The sequence below is a fragment of the Hymenobacter taeanensis genome, assembly GCF_013137895.1.
GTDB lineage: Bacteria > Bacteroidota > Bacteroidia > Cytophagales > Hymenobacteraceae > Hymenobacter > Hymenobacter taeanensis.
Genome location: NZ_CP053538.1, coordinates 86,814 through 101,495, shown reverse-complemented (window position 1 = coordinate 101,495; position 14,682 = coordinate 86,814). Strand labels below are relative to the sequence as shown.

Annotated in this window: 11 protein-coding genes; 5 read left to right on the top strand and 6 right to left on the bottom strand. The window is 54.8% G+C overall.

Features of this window, described 5'->3' with window-relative positions:
- Positions 1 to 40: 40 nt before the first annotated feature.
- Positions 41 to 970 carry an N-acetylmuramoyl-L-alanine amidase family protein gene (locus HMJ29_RS00450; RefSeq protein WP_171589633.1) on the bottom strand — a complete coding sequence of 310 codons (930 nt, stop codon included), beginning with the start codon at positions 968 to 970 and terminating at the stop codon, positions 41 to 43.
- A gap of 649 nt (positions 971 to 1,619) precedes the next feature.
- Between HMJ29_RS00450 and HMJ29_RS00445 the strand changes: the two genes are divergently transcribed.
- Positions 1,620 to 5,087 (top strand): PAS domain-containing protein, encoded by a 3,468-nt coding sequence (locus tag HMJ29_RS00445; protein WP_171589632.1) that lies wholly within the window; start codon positions 1,620 to 1,622, stop codon positions 5,085 to 5,087.
- 98 nt (positions 5,088 to 5,185) lie between these two features.
- On the opposite strand, the gene HMJ29_RS00440 is transcribed toward HMJ29_RS00445, so the two are convergent.
- Positions 5,186 to 5,917, bottom strand: coding sequence for a LytR/AlgR family response regulator transcription factor (locus HMJ29_RS00440; protein WP_171589631.1), 732 nt, complete (start codon positions 5,915 to 5,917; stop codon positions 5,186 to 5,188).
- A gap of 321 nt (positions 5,918 to 6,238) precedes the next feature.
- Here HMJ29_RS00440 and HMJ29_RS00435 point away from each other — a divergent pair, with 321 nt between their 5' ends.
- Both HMJ29_RS00435 and HMJ29_RS00430 read left to right on the top strand, forming a co-directional pair.
- Positions 6,239 to 6,652: a hypothetical protein gene (locus tag HMJ29_RS00435; RefSeq protein WP_171589630.1), complete on the top strand. Its 414-nt coding sequence runs from the start codon at positions 6,239 to 6,241 to the stop codon at positions 6,650 to 6,652.
- A gap of 56 nt (positions 6,653 to 6,708) precedes the next feature.
- Complete coding sequence (locus tag HMJ29_RS00430) at positions 6,709 to 7,182, top strand: carboxypeptidase-like regulatory domain-containing protein (protein ID WP_171589629.1); 474 nt, start codon at positions 6,709 to 6,711, stop codon at positions 7,180 to 7,182.
- A gap of 614 nt (positions 7,183 to 7,796) precedes the next feature.
- On the opposite strand, the gene HMJ29_RS00425 is transcribed toward HMJ29_RS00430, so the two are convergent.
- Both HMJ29_RS00425 and HMJ29_RS00420 read right to left on the bottom strand, forming a co-directional pair.
- Positions 7,797 to 8,267, bottom strand: a complete 471-nt coding sequence (locus tag HMJ29_RS00425; RefSeq protein ID WP_171589628.1) for a hypothetical protein — start codon at positions 8,265 to 8,267, stop codon at positions 7,797 to 7,799.
- Positions 8,268 to 8,371: 104 nt separating this feature from the next.
- Positions 8,372 to 8,950, bottom strand: coding sequence for a 2'-5' RNA ligase family protein (locus tag HMJ29_RS00420; protein WP_171589627.1), 579 nt, complete (start codon positions 8,948 to 8,950; stop codon positions 8,372 to 8,374).
- A 308-nt stretch (positions 8,951 to 9,258) separates the two neighbouring features.
- Between HMJ29_RS00420 and HMJ29_RS00415 the strand changes: the two genes are divergently transcribed.
- Both HMJ29_RS00415 and HMJ29_RS00410 read left to right on the top strand, forming a co-directional pair.
- A complete protein-coding gene (locus HMJ29_RS00415) occupies positions 9,259 to 11,379 on the top strand; it encodes an AsmA family protein (protein WP_171589626.1) in 2,121 nt (706 codons plus the stop codon).
- 155 nt (positions 11,380 to 11,534) lie between these two features.
- The gene (locus HMJ29_RS00410) at positions 11,535 to 12,185 is read left to right on the top strand and encodes a response regulator (protein WP_171589625.1); all 651 of its coding nucleotides are present in this window, start codon (positions 11,535 to 11,537) and stop codon (positions 12,183 to 12,185) included.
- A gap of 707 nt (positions 12,186 to 12,892) precedes the next feature.
- Here HMJ29_RS00410 and HMJ29_RS00405 read toward each other — a convergent pair.
- Positions 12,893 to 13,126 (bottom strand): KGG domain-containing protein, encoded by a 234-nt coding sequence (locus HMJ29_RS00405; RefSeq protein WP_171589624.1) that lies wholly within the window; start codon positions 13,124 to 13,126, stop codon positions 12,893 to 12,895.
- Positions 13,127 to 13,283: 157 nt separating this feature from the next.
- The gene (locus tag HMJ29_RS00400) at positions 13,284 to 14,315 is read right to left on the bottom strand and encodes a chemotaxis protein CheB (protein ID WP_216634080.1); all 1,032 of its coding nucleotides are present in this window, start codon (positions 14,313 to 14,315) and stop codon (positions 13,284 to 13,286) included.
- Positions 14,316 to 14,682 lie beyond the last annotated feature (367 nt).

Here is a 14,682-nt window from a genome sequence, read left to right as displayed (position 1 = left end):
GATTATTGCAAACGACCTGCTAGCAACCAGCCCCTAATTATTACCTGCCAGTATAGTCGGCTAGTAGTCCCTCATAAATCCAGTTGGCCAGGGCCTGCCGGTTGTCGGCCACCACAAAGCGGCGCTGGTCTTTCTGGTTGCGGATGTTGCCTAGTTCCATAAACACCGCTGGAGCGCGGCTGTTGCGCACCTCAAACAAAGTGCCTCGCTGCGAGACATTGCCCGAATAGGGCCGGTTGGGCTGAGCCCGCTTATAGCGGTTGGTAAACACCTTGTGAATGTTTTTGGCCAGCCGCAAGCCCATGGCATTGCCGGGGTGGTGATAGAAAAACACGTCAATGTTCTGGCCAGCGCTGCGGCTGTCAACGTGCAGGGCAATAAGCCGCTGGTAAGCACCCTTATGGCGTGCGTGGAGGCGGTTAACTTCAGCAATGCGCTGCCGTAGCCGGTATACCTGGCTAAGCGGAATAACCTGGTGGGGGTAGCCAATCTCGTCGTGATCCATTTTCAGGATGGCCTCGTCGCGAATACCGTCGTTGGGGTCCTGCACCATCATGTACACGGTGGCGCCGTGCTCCATCAGTACCCGAGCCAGCCGGATAGTTACATCGTAGGCATACTCGTCCTCGGCCAGCTTATTACCGCCGTACGTACCAATAGCGCCAGGGTCGGGGCCCCCATGGCCCGGCGAGAGGTAGTAGACTGCCCCACGTAGCGCCCGGTCGCGGACCGCGACCGGTGAGTATACTGGCCCAAACAGGGTGGAGGGTAGCAAAGGAGTGGTGCTGATACCGCGTGAAGAGCCAGCTTTGGCAGTAGAGGTAGCACGTGTAGCGCCAGGGTTAGGCAGCAAATACTTTCTGCCCACAATCAGGCCGCCTTTAGCAGTAAGATTCTTACGATTCAGCAGTTTAAACTGCTGCACATGCGGTTTCGAGTTGAGGCCATAGCGCTGTAGCAACGTTTGCACTCCATCACCCGGTTTAGCAACAGCGCGGCGGTAAGTGCCTTGGCAAAAGGCGCCGGCAGAAAACAGGAGGAGCAGAAGAAGTAGAGCAACTATTCGCAAAAGCAGACGGGTAAAGGAAGTAAGTGCCAAGCCGTTACAATACCTGTAACCAGGTGGAGCAACAGCTGAGCAGCACAAGCCCAATGTGTTATTGGACTACAAAAGAAGGAGGTTAATTGGAAGAATACGAACAAAAGAGACCTACAGATACGCAGCAAACCCTAGCGGCGTGCCCCTGGGCCCCCTGAGCTCCGGTCAGAATACACCGGCTCAACTCTGCTACAAAGCTCGCTAATGCACCAGTCAAGCACAGCAAGCTGCCCTCCAGCAGCTTACTACTAAACCCGTTACTGGCATAACCGGGTCATAACGAAAGGCCAGCTAGGCTACCCCAGTGTTATACAACCAGCCAATAAGTAGCGGAGGCGCTATGAATTTTTCGGATCAAAACTGCCCGTGTGGTGCTATATTAAGTTGATTGAAGACTGAAAACCAGGTGATTTTCCTTAGGATATCCATACTTTATAACTGTCAGCTAACGAATACTTGAGTGAAATCGATTGAGTTAGGTGTTGCCCCCGTATTTTTGAATTCCCACCCAGCACTCTCTATGCCCCGTTCCTCTTCTCAGGTGCTCACCAGCGCACAAGCTCAAGCTCGCATTGAGGAGTTGGAGCAAGCATTGCAACAAGTGCAAGCTGCCAACACTGTTTTGCAGCAGCAGGTGGCCGAATTGCAGGCAACTGCTCATATTCCGGCACAGAACCCGAACCCCATTCTGCGGGTAAGCCATACGGGCGAGTTGTTATATGCTAACCCTGCGGCCCAGGCGCATTACAGCTCTGCCACGGAACAGGAACAGGAGGTAATGCGGGCGCAAACCAAAGAAATAGCCGCTCAAATACTGGCAACAGGTACTGCCGCTCAGGTAGATATGAAGGGGAGTAATTACGGCTGCTACACGGCTTTTGTAGTACCGTTTCAGGAGCACGGGTACGTTAATATTTACTTGGTTGACATTACCACTCGCGTAGAAGCACAACAGCAACTGGCTGACCAGCGCTCCTTCTACGAAACCATTCTCGATCAGCTACCCAGCCAGATTGCTGTCTTCGACCTCGATCAGCGCTACTTGTTCCTGAACGCGTTTGCACTGCCTAACCCTGCTGCCCGCCAGCATCTGCTGGGCAAGAATGTTGTTGAGCTCACCGCAAGCCAGGGCTGGCCCGCTAGCATTGCGCAAATCCGGCGCGAGAAGTTTGTGCGGGCCGTGCAGGAGCGCCAGATGGTGATGTGGGAAGAAGCCATTGAGCAGCCTGATGGCACCACGCAGTTTGCAGTCAGGCACTACCAGCCGGTTTTTGATGCGGCTGGTGCCCTGCAGCTGATTATTGGTTATGGCCTGGACATTACCCAGCGCCGAGAAGCTGAAATCCGCACCAGTGCCAGCGAGGCCAAAATGCGGGCTCTATTCATGGCCCTGCCTGATACTATTGTGGTGCTGGATGCGTCAGGGCGAGTAGAGGAGGTAAAGACCGGGAGTACCCCTTTGGGTAAGCCAGGTCAAGACTTGCACAGGGCGGCTCTTACTGCGCTTTTGCCTTCTGCCGTGGCTCAGCAGCTGCTGAGCCTGGCTAGTACGCCGCAGGGCTCCGTGCAGGAGCACCCCTTTGAACTCCCGCAGCCCGATGGCTCTGTCACTTACCATAATGCCCGTTTGGTGGCCTTGGGTAAGGGAGGAAACCTTCTGATTCTGGCCAATACCACGCGCGAAGAAATTGCTCGCCGGGAGTTGCAGCAGCAGCAGCAGTTTACTCAGTTAGTGCTTGATACCAGCCCCAGCGTCATTTTTGTCCGTGATACCGAAGGGAATATTCTGTTCCAGAACAGGGCCACTGAAGTATTACGCTCTTTATCGGCGCATTTGCAGGATCGTTCACAGCTTACCCCCAACAGCGTGCAGGCTCAGGAAATGGCGCGATACGCTGAAACCGATGCGCACGTGCTGGCCACCGGTGAGCAGTACAGCTATGAGTCTTCGGTTACGTTGTACAGCGGCGAGGTACTGTGGTACCAGGCCACCAAGCGCCCTCTGCACCTGCCCGATGGCAGCGTGCACGTACTAGTTGTGAGCTCTGACATTACTGATTTCAAGCGCGCCCAGCAAACCCTGGAGTATAATGAGAAGCAGTACCGCGACCTGATGCAGTATTCGCAGGCTCTTATCTGCACGCACAATTTGGAGGGCAAAGTATTGTCGGTGAACCCCGCCGCCGCACAATTTATGGGAATGCCAGCTGAAAGCTTGCCGGGACGCTACCTGCAGGAAGCCCTCACGCCCGCTCAGCGCGCTAAGCTAGGCCACTACCTTACTACCATTGCCCAGGAGGGGGAAAACCGCGGCGTGGTACAATTTCAAATTGCAACGGGGGAGCTGCGCTATGTTTTGTACCAGAACTACCTGGTGCAGGAGGCAGGGCGCTTGGCCTACGTTATCGGCTATGGCCAGGACATCACCGACCGGATAATGGCGGAGCAGGAACTAAAGCGGGCCAAGAAGGAGGCCGAAGCTGCGGTACGCTCCCGGGAGAACTTCCTGGCCAACATGAGCCATGAGATTCGGACGCCCATGAACGGCGTGATGGGCATGGCTACTCAACTCAGCAAAACACCACTTGACGCTCGCCAGCAGGAGTTTTTGCGCATTATTCGTAGCTCGGGCCAGCATCTACTTAGCATCATTAATGATGTGCTGGACATGGCCAAGATTACTGCCGGCAAGCTGGAGTTTGAGCAAATTCCCTTTAACCTCTGCGATTCAATGGGGCAGGCGCTGCAGCCCTTGGTGCATCAGGCTACGGAAAAAGGCCTGCACATTGCGGGCACGCCGTTGCGTACCTCCTGCCCGCACCCCTGGGTACTCGGCGACCCATACCGCATCAATCAAATTCTGATTAACCTTTTCGGCAACGCCGTAAAATTTACACCTCCCGGTGGGCATATACATGTGGTAAGCCGGCAGGTGGCCGAAACAGAAACTACCCTAACCATTGAGTGTAGCGTGACCGATACGGGGGTAGGCATCGCGCCGGCCTTGCAAGCCCGCATTTTTGAAGGCTTCACGCAAGCTTACGCCGACACCACCCGGCGGTTTGGGGGCACGGGTCTGGGCCTGAGTATATCCAAGGCTCTGGTTGAGCAAATGGGCGGTGAGCTGCGGCTGGAAAGTACTGTAGGCCAGGGGAGCCGGTTTTCGTTTGAACTTACTCTGCCCCGCACTGCAGCTGTAGCCGCGGCGGAGGCTTTCAGTCCCTTTGATGCCGGAGCACTGCAGGGCCACCGGGTATTATTGATCGAAGACAATGAAATCAACCGTCATGTGGCCCGCCTGCTACTAGAGGAGTGGGGTATGATGGTAGATGAGGCCGAGAATGGCCCGAATGGGCTTGCACTCTACAGCACCCACGCCTATGATGTAGTACTCATGGATATTCAAATGCCGGGCATGAGTGGCCTGGAGGCTACTGCCATTATCCGGAAGCTCCCTGATGTGGCCAAGGCCAGCGTGCCGATCTTGGCCCTAACCGCCAACGCCTTCCGGGCCGATAATGAGCGGTACCTGGCAGCCGGCATGGATGCATGCCTCACAAAACCCTTCGAAGAGCGTGACCTGTATCGGGAGTTGGAGTTGCTGTTGCGCCCCGCAGCAGTTAACGTACCTGCCAAAAGCTACGACCTGACGAAACTGCACGATATGGCTCAGGGCCACACTGCATTTGTGCAAAAAATCATTGCCTCCTTCCTGAAAAACATGCCATCAAGCATAGCGCAGCTGGAGGCTGCCGCCGCAATGAATGATTGGCAGCAAGTAGCCCGGGTGGCCCACCACATCAAGCCCAGCCTTGCTTCTTTAGATGTTCAGGGCGTTGCTGAGCCAGTGAAGCTGCTGGAACGTGCCCCTGCCAGCGCTGAGGAAGAGTTGCCTCAGCTACAACAAGCCATAGCACACGTGGTAGTGCAGGTCCGGCGTACCATAGCAGAGCTAACTGATAGGCTACCAGCAGAGCCGCCTAAGTAAGCTACAGATAGGCAAACTTACTGGTAAATGGGCTGCAGAAGTACTGGTAGTGACTTTTGCGGCGCCAGTATGCGTAGCCATGACCACGCATACTGGCGCTAAATGCTGCGTAAGGTGCGGTAAAATGTATCCTGATACGATTTGCCCACCGGTACTTCGTGTGAGCCCACTCTAAGCACATTGTCCTGCACAGAATCAATGAGTACCGTATTTACAATGTAACTGCGGTGCACGCGTGCAAACCGGGCCAGAGGCAAGCGTTCTTCCAGTGCTTTTAGGGTAGAATACACCACGTGCTTCTGGCCTTTGGTAATGAGCACTGAGCACGTAGACTGAGCCTCAATATATAATAGGTCATCGAAGTTCACGCGCAGCATTCGGGAGCCAACCTTTACAAATAAGCTGGCATCAGAATGAGGGTCGGGAATGGCGGGTGGGCTTAGCAGGGGCGCTTGGGCCAAGCGTTGTTCGCGCACGCGAGATACTGCTACGTTAAAGCGTTCCAGCGTAACGGGTTTCACTAGGTAGTCAAGCGCTGCCAGCGCGAAGGCGTGCACGGCAAAGTCGCGGTGCGTGGTTACCATAATGATAGACGGCGCTGGGTTAGGCAGCAAGGCCGGCAAATCCAGACCGGACAGCAGGGGCATTTCAATATCTAGAAATAATATATCGGCTTGGCTACCCTGCTGAAAGTAGTTTAGCGCTTCAATACCATCTACCAGTGAAGCTACCAATTGCAAATCTGGTGTGAGCTCTATCAGGTGGGCGAGCGTTAAACGGTTAATCTCGTTGTCATCAACTATAACACAAGTAAGGGGTAAGGGCAGCATGCAATAAGTGTATTATACTTAAGCTAAGGTACGGAGCAAATTGCACTTGATTCTTTATGGGATATAGATATTTCTAAGGTTCAGGGTATTGTTTTATCTATTCTCATAATGGGAACAATAGGATATGATAGCCTTTAACTTAACTGAACCGTTCGAGCTATAAATAATTGGCAGTTGCTATTGCTTCTTTCGCAGAGTAAACTGGACTGTTTGCTATTGATAACAAGCCATTGAAAGAATAGTACAGAACGGCGTAGGGGTAAAAGGTAGGTTTGAAACATCAATTCGCTCTCTACTCTCTACCACTACACACCTGTTGTCATGAAAAAGACATGCTTTGCTCTCCTCAACTTACTGCTCACTGCAACTTACTCTAACGCTGAAACGCATCATCAGCTTACCATGATGGGATCCAGTAATGAGCCCACCGTGGCGGACCAGCAGAAGCAGGTAGGCGCCCGTGCTCTGCAACTGACCTGCTATTTCACAGATGTACTCAGACTTACGCAACAGCAAGCCGCTGCTGTACGCGTGGTTACCCTGCAAAAGCTACAGCAGCTAGATCCAACTGCCCAAGGGCAGGCTAACGCAAAGGCATTGCGGCCGGTGGCAATAGTGCTAGCCCAGTATGATGCGGCTATGCTGCACATTCTTACCTCTGGCCAATACAGCACGTTTCGGTGGATAGAGGAGCGCCAGCCGGTGTCGCAGCTGCTGGCCGGAAGTGCTAAGTAGCCCCTGATAATAGAACCTACAGTCCTTTTGGTTTCTCAGTGTTTTACCCTACCCCTATGAATTCATTCTACCCTGCCTTGCGCATTATGGGGTTGCTGGTGGCCTCAATGGCAGTTGCAGCGGCAACTCCTGGCCCAACCATTCGGAAAACAGCAACCAGCACCCGAGCACCTAAGGCAGCTATCAAGCTAATGGCAACACGGCGGGTGGCGCGGCTACAGCCTATGCGGGTAGTACCCCTTAAGCAAGCTCTGCGCAACCAGACGCCCGTTACGCTAACTGGGGCGGTTACGGGGCAAAATGGCATACCCCTGGCAGGTGCTACGGTTTGGGTGAGTGGCACCACAAAACAGGTAGCCGTCACGAATGCCGCCGGTAGCTTCAGCATTACCCTTCCCAGCGCCGAGCCCATTGGCTTAAGCTGTGGCTACGGAGGCTATAAGCAACAGGCAATGTTTCTGCAGTCGCCGGAGCAGCAGAGAGGAGTGATCTTCACCTTGCAAGCCACAAATCAACGTCAGCGCCGCTAGGCAACTTACTCTGTATGTCAATTAAAACTCTCTTGGCCTGGTTGCGAGTAAGCCTGCTGGTATTCGCTTGTTTCGCGGGTTCTTACTACTTCACGCACGCAACGTACACTAGCAAGCAGACAGCTTCCCCGTTGCCAGATATAGACTACCGGCTAAGCGGCTTGCGTGGCAATGCACTAACAGCAAGCCTCAAGTAAAGGCCTATGGGGGCATTTAGCGGCTACAAATTTCTGGGCCTAACGTCGGCCAGAGCCTTAAAGCCCCGTGGGTACTCAGTTAAACCGGTGGAGGAGCTCTGAGATGGAAGTGAATCAGTCAAGTTCTGCTCTGCCAGCTGCTGCCGCAACACCTGCAGCAATGCTCGATGATGGTGCTCCGCTTCCGGGCGCTGCTCCAGCTTTTGCAAGTTTGACTCAATTAATACGGCAAACTCCGCACAGGAAAAGCTTAACCCAGGCCCAGTAGCAGACGAAAAAGGCATAGGAAAACCACGAGCAGTTGAGCTTGCGCTTTTGCTTATACGCAGCTCACCAGAGAAAGTAACTTCATTTTGAATTGATAGTAAATACACCATAAAAAAGGCCTCCTGTTATCGGGAGGCCTTTTTTTGCAAGTTAGAGGCGGAACGCGGGTCGGGCCGGATTCCAGATGCCCCACGGAATCATGAGCAGTACCAGCAGCAAGGCAATAAGAAACCAGGTAAATGCTTTTTTGTGCTTGAGTACGGGGTCAGTAGCTTTTTTGGAGAGCGTGCGGCCCACCTGAGCGGCTACCACTGCCAGCAACATACCCACTAAGTGCTCTACGGCGAAGAAGCGGCTGCCAGCATCCTTCATTACGGCGCTGCCTGCCGTTTCAAAAGCTTTTACCCCAAGAGGGCTCAGGCCAAAGTATAGAATTAAGCCCAGCAGGAGCTGCAGGTGCATAGAGCCTACAAAAGCAGCGCCCATGCCATTGTCGGCGCCCAGCCACTGGCGGCGGCCCTGCCAGCCCGAGAAGGCCCGAAACAGCGCAATGAGTCCGAAAATCAGCACCAGCCAGCGCGTCCAGGAGTGCAGGGCTAGAACAATAGTGTAGGCGGTCATACAGGAAAAGGATGAGTTGGAAGGAGTAAAGGTCGGGGGAGCGGGCGGAAATGTGATACTCTCAGGAGCAAAATTCCTGAGGCTACTGCCGCGGGAGTAGGGGCCTAGGCCAGTTGCTGAAACAAATCAGGGGCGGTTTCACGCTTATGTCCTTCAAACGTAAAGCATTTCTCCTGCACAAACAGCTCCTCTTGCTGGCGCAAAATGGTGATGTTGTTGATGAGCAGGCGCATGTTGAATGTTTGTTGGTTGAGGTACTGCAGCACTGGGCCCAGCAGCTCCGGGGTGGTATCATGCAGGGCCAGAGAAATGTGCGGGAGCCAGCAATCGGGTCCGCTGAACTTGTCGGTGCGCAGGCACAAAGGAGCCGTAGCCGTCCGGATACGGTGGTGCAGCTGGTTGAGGGCATCGGAGCGCAGCACCGGGATATAGATAACCGGATTGGGCCCCGGAAACAAGCCCAGGCCAGTAGTGAAAGCGGTAAATGGCTTGGTGGTGCGGGCTACATCGCGCAGCACTTTCTTCAGCAATGATAGTTTGCGCACCCCGGCAAGCTGGTACGTAAGGTGCGGATCTGGAGTGGCCTGCACATCATCAAGGCCAAACTCCGTTTCCAAGCTCTTGATAATCCGGTTGATGCGGTCCGCACTGTGCGGGTTAAGCAGTGAAGTTATGGCAAGCATAGCTGGTTAACTTATACCTAACCAATATGGTTGGTAATGGGCGGCGGAGTATTCTGTGCATAAGCCAAATGCAGCTATTGCTATGGCCCGTAAAAGGCAGGAATACCCGATGCGTATTCTCGGCGCAGAGCCGGCAAGTAAATAAGTTTTTCTGGTCTGCTGGTTTAAACGCCCCCTTTTTGGAGCGAATTCTTTGAATAAGCCTAAAGTGTAGAATCAGAAACAACGATTTTCACGTAAGGTTGAGCTAATCGATTCCTGTGTACTCAACTCCTACTGCTTCCGTATCTGCAGCTCCCGCCCAGCCCATGCCCAAGCGCACCCATTGGGGGTGGTGGCTACTGGGTGGGCTATGTCTGCTGGGGATAGCGGCCATTATTGCCCTGCACCAGCTTGACCCCTGGCTACGCCGCAAGGCTGAGCAACAAGTGGCTACGGCAAGCCGTGGGCGCTACCACCTGCATATTGGTTCCCTGCAAACCAGCCTGTGGGACCAAACACTGGCCGTCCGGGGCCTGTGGCTGGATACCAACCCGGCCATAAGCCCCACCGATTCGGCCCGTTTTCCGCGGGTAAAGCTGGCAGTGGGTCGGCTTGACGTAAGGGGCATAGGCCTGCTGGCCCTCCTGAAGAAAGGTGTAGTACCCATTGATAGTGTAGTGCTTGATGCGGTGGCGCTGCAACTAGCGGCCATGCCCGCCACGGCCGGTAGCTCACAGCCCCTATACCAGCAGTTGCCAGTAGAGGGCATCCGGGTAGGCCACTTTCGGCTTCGGCAGGCGCACGGCACAGTAGGCCCCTTGCAGCAACCGCTCGTGCAGCTGAGCAACGGCCAGCTGCAAGTGCACGATATTCTGCTGAGTGCCGCCGGCGCTGCCGATGCCAAGCGCATAGGCTATGCCAGCGCCCTGGCTGGTGAAATAACCGGCCTGGCTGTGCGGGTGCCGGGCCACCAAGTGAAGCTTATGCGCGGGAGGTTTTCCTCTGAGCAGCAACAGCTCCTGCTAGATTCTTTGCTGGTACATCCTACTCGGCCCATTAACGACCAACAGGAGAAGACTACCCGAATCAGTATGGTGATGCCTCGCTTGCGGCTGACCGGCCTAGATGCCGCACTGCTGGCCCGCAAGCATCTGCGCATGGATACACTCCAGGTCTCGTCGCCTAAGCTGGCCCTGACCTTACCCACCGTGAAGCCGCCCTCGCTGCACGTACTGCTGGCTCCCTACCTGCAGGAGTGTCGCCTGCAACGGCTGGAAATAACCGGTGGCACGTTGCGCATCGCGGGCGTTTCGCAAGCTCCGGTGGCAGGCAATATGCGGGCTATTGCCACTAATATTCAGGTGCTGCCGCGTAATGCCGCGCGGCCGGCTGTTTACTACGCTGAGGCTTGGTCTGTTTGGACCGGAGTAGCCTCGCTGCGTATGGATGCCCCATACTATAACCTCTCGTGGCAGCAGCTTCGGGCCGATACTCGGCCCGGTACGCTTCGCCTGACGGGCATTCGGTTGGTGCCTACCATGTCGGTGGTGGCTATGGCCCGCAGCAAGGGGCACCAGGCGGCTCACATCATGGTGAAGAGCCCGGAGATGCGCGTGACGGGCATAGACTACCGGGCCGCCCAGAAGCAACGGGTGCTGCAGGTGGGTAGTATTATAGTGCCTCAAACGCAGATGTACACCCGCAGCGACGGGCGTTTCCGCATTAACCCCGCTAGATCAGTAATGACGCCCGAAGCCTTAGGGCAGCTGCCATTTCAGTTTAACGTACGTCAGCTGCGCTTTCAGCGGGTTACCATTCAGTTAGCCTACCGCGCCCCCCGTGACCCCACGCCGGGGACTATGTCGCTGAACCGGCTAAGTATTTCTCTGCACAATATTACCAATAACCCTCACCTGATGGGGCCCCGCTCACCCATGACCGGGGAGGCAACCGGCTGGATTCAGGACCGCTGCTTTGCTAAATTATCTCTGCAGGCTAACCTGCTAGACCGCTCGGGAGCACATACCGTTCAGGGCGTTTTCCGGCAGGCCCCGTTGTCTATTCTTAACTCCATGACGGTGCCTACCCGGGGTATTGCCATTAAGAGTGGCCACGTAAAGCAAATTCGGTTCTCAATGGCCCTAAATCAGCAGGCTGCCAGCGGCACCATGTGGGCCCGCTATACTGACCTGAAGCTGCAGCTTCTAAATCAAAAGGAGCGCCCAGGCTTACTCAAACGGGTAGAGACATCCGTAGTGAATGGCATCTTTATTCGGGACGATAACCCACGCAAGCCTGGGCAACCCCTCAAACCCGGACAGATGACCTCCGGGCGGGAACGGCGCTCCTCGGTGTTTACCCTCTGGCGCCAGGGCTTGGTGAGCGGCATGCTCAACAGTGCCGGAGTGCCGGCAAAGCTGGCCAAGAAATTAAGTGAGAGTGAGTAGAGGTATTTCACGGTATTTTGCTGAGTCTTCTTTGCGTATTTATACGTAAAGAGTAGCCTGTAAATACCTATTTTAAGCGTTTAAACGAACATTAGGCTAAGCAAGGGTGTCATTGTTGAAAGTTGGGCTGGTCCTCTTTTTGCTTCTGGACAATCATGATTCGTATAATCCTTGTTGACGACCACACCATCATTCGGGATGGTATCCGGGCTCTGCTTTCTGATCAGGAAGGCCTTGAGGTAGTAGGGGAGGCTGGCAACGGCCAAGACCTGCTGGCACTGTTGGCCACTACCCCCACCGATGTGGTGTTAATGGATATGAACATGCCCGTAATGGATGGGATGGAGGCCACCAAACGGCTGCGCGAAGAGTATCCGCAGGTGCACGTGCTGGCCCTCTCCATGCTCGACCATGAAGAGTACATCAACCGCATGTTTGAGGCCGGAGCCTATGGTTACGTGCTCAAGAATGCCGGCAAGCTGGAAATTGTGTACGCCATCAGAACGGTGGCCAATGGCCGGCAATTTTTATGCTCAGAGCTTGGCGTGAAGTTTCTGCAGAAGCTTATGCAGGCGGCCACCCCCAATGTAGTAGCTACCGCCAAAAAAACTGATGGTTTATCAAAGCGCGAAACGGAGGTGCTGCAACTTATAGCAGAGGGCCTAACCAACGCCGAAATTGCTGAAAAGCTCTTCACCAGCAAGCGCACCATCGAAACTCACCGCCAGAACATCATCGAGAAAACCCAGGCCAAGAATACGGCCGCGCTAATCAGCTACGCCGTACGCCAAGGGCTACTCACATAACCTGGAGTGGCCTAGGCTGCCGATTAGGGCAGAACATGCCTGTTACCAACCACAGCGGCCCCGCCAGAAACTCATAGTTTCTGGCGGGGCCGCTGTGGTTGGTAACAGGCATGAAATATTAGGTAAGTGCTACCACCTAGGCCAGTCCGGCAATTTGCGGCCCGTATGGAGTGGCAGTGAAGCTGGTAGGAGAGGCACCAGGCAGCAGCCTTTTGCTTGGCACATATGTAGCAGGGCTAAGCAGCCAGGCAGTGCTGGTTTCGTGAAGGCGAATAAAAGAGTACGTACCCTGTATATCAGATCCAGAAAACGTGAGCAGCAGGCTTCCTTTGGCCAGGGCGGCCCGCAAACATGCACTGGTAGAGGGCTGCATTGCATAGGCCAGTTGGCAAGTGCCCTGTGCTATGAGTTGTGGCAATACTAAAACTCCAGCAGACTCAAGCAATAATCCTCGCTCCAGCAGACTTTTCGTGCCATAGCTAGATGTAGCCGGTAATACCCAATGTATTACGGGCCGCTGCCGCACTAAGAGCAGTAAGTGCTGCAACGAGTCGTCGGGATCTTTATGCAGAGAAAAATGAATGCTCGACATACAGAGGGCAGTGAAGGGAACAATAAGCAGCGAAGATCCCGGCAGGCCCGAGGTTTTGGTTGTTGCCTGCTAACCAAAAAGCGAACTGCACAAGCGCTTAGCCGGTGTTAGTGGCCTAGCGAGCCTGGGCGTTGCTCGTGTTGCGGCTGGCTTGGCCACCTTTGCGGCCAGCCGCGCGGGCTTCTTCAGAAGTAAAGCGGTGCCCACGGCCACTCTGGTGCGATGCCCGGCCACCTTCACTGGCAATCCGACGCTGCAGTTCCGGGTCCATACTAGCAAAGCCCCGCTTGCTGGTGTTGCTGGTTTGTGCGGTCTTGGTGGTGTTCTGGGTTTTCTGTGACTGAGCCATGACGTGCGAATTGAGGGGGGAAGATGAAACTCTCTTGCCTCAACGGCAGCCAACCAGTCAAAAGTTGCTATTTAACCACCAAAAACACAATTTAATCGAGTATTTGGTACCTTTTACGGATGCGTTTGGGTGCTTATACGGAGCAGCTTCTGCGTACTTATGCCGTCTCCTCCGTGCGGTCTGTATTTGTCTTGGGAGCAGTGCCAGCAACTGAGCCATTAAGTAAAAACTCACGCAGGCGATTAATGTGCTGTTTAAGTCCCTCCACCCGTTCTTCCTGCTGCACGCTCCAAAAGCCACTTCCTCGTGAGGCCATGCTGGTAAGCAGAATTTTGCGCTCCTCCATCATCCGGATGGCCACCCAGAGGGTTTCCTCCAGGGAGTGCTGCTCCGCATCAAGTAGGGCGTCGGCCGTGAAAGCGTGGCCAGTATGGCACCTGAAACGCAGTACGTTGCCTTTATTAAGCTGCCACAAGGCACCGCCGCAATCAGGGCAGGTCATGGGCACTTGGTGCCCAATCTCCTGAACTTCCTCTGTAGTTCCCACGACGCGTTCCGCAATAGCGGCTTCAGTTTGAAGATCCTTTGGAATATTCGCTGTGCTCTGCGGAGGCACCGGATGGTGCGTAAGCTCAACGAGCAACGCTCCAAGCCGGGCCAGAGGGGCATTATAATCTATATCTACGTTGCGCAGCGCACTTTCGGGCATGCTTGGGAATTCAGCATCGAGCGGGTCTTGTACCACGGCAATGCCGCCGCAGCGCTTAATGAAATCGAGGCCGGCGGTGCCATCATGTAGCATGCCTGTGAGCACCACGCCTATTACGCTAGGGCCAAAGCTGACGGCCGCTGAGCGGAATAGGGTGTCGGCGGCGGGCCGGAAGCCATTCTCCCGCGGGCCCTTGGTCACCAGCAGGCGGTTTACCCGCAGCAGCAAGTGGCGGTCGGGGGGAGCAAGGTACAGGTTGCCTGCTTCAATAAATGTCTGGTTAAGGGCCAGCTGGCATTTCAGCTTGCTATTGCGGCTGAGCCGGTTCACTAGAGCCTCTCCCGATGACTCAGGAGACAGGTGCTGTACCACGAGCACGGCCGCCGGAATAGAGGCAGGTAGCTGCCTCACCAGCTCCGTGAGGGCCAGCATACCCCCTGCGGAGGTGCCAATTACAATGAGATAGGGAGGGGGATTCACAGACAGAGCAGAAGAGTGCAAATCGAAAGAGCAAACAGTAAGTGTGCAAGCCAGCCGATACGATGCGGATACTGCGGCTCGGTGCATACGGGCTGTAAGGGCTATACGGGCTATACGGGCTATAGAACCAAACAGGCCAAAGTTGGGTGCAGTTACCGGCCGGTAATAATGGCTCGGGCCGGAAAACGCAAATTGTTTAAAGTAAATTAGAACTTGAATCTGCCTCAAGCTCCTCTGTAGCGGGTTTAGTGCCTGTTTCCTGTTATCCTTGTTACCGCTAGTAGTCTTGCCCCAACCCAGGACAGCCGCCCCCTCCCCGATTTTTATTCCCCCCTTTTCCTGTGCAAGAAGAGCAACCCACATCAGC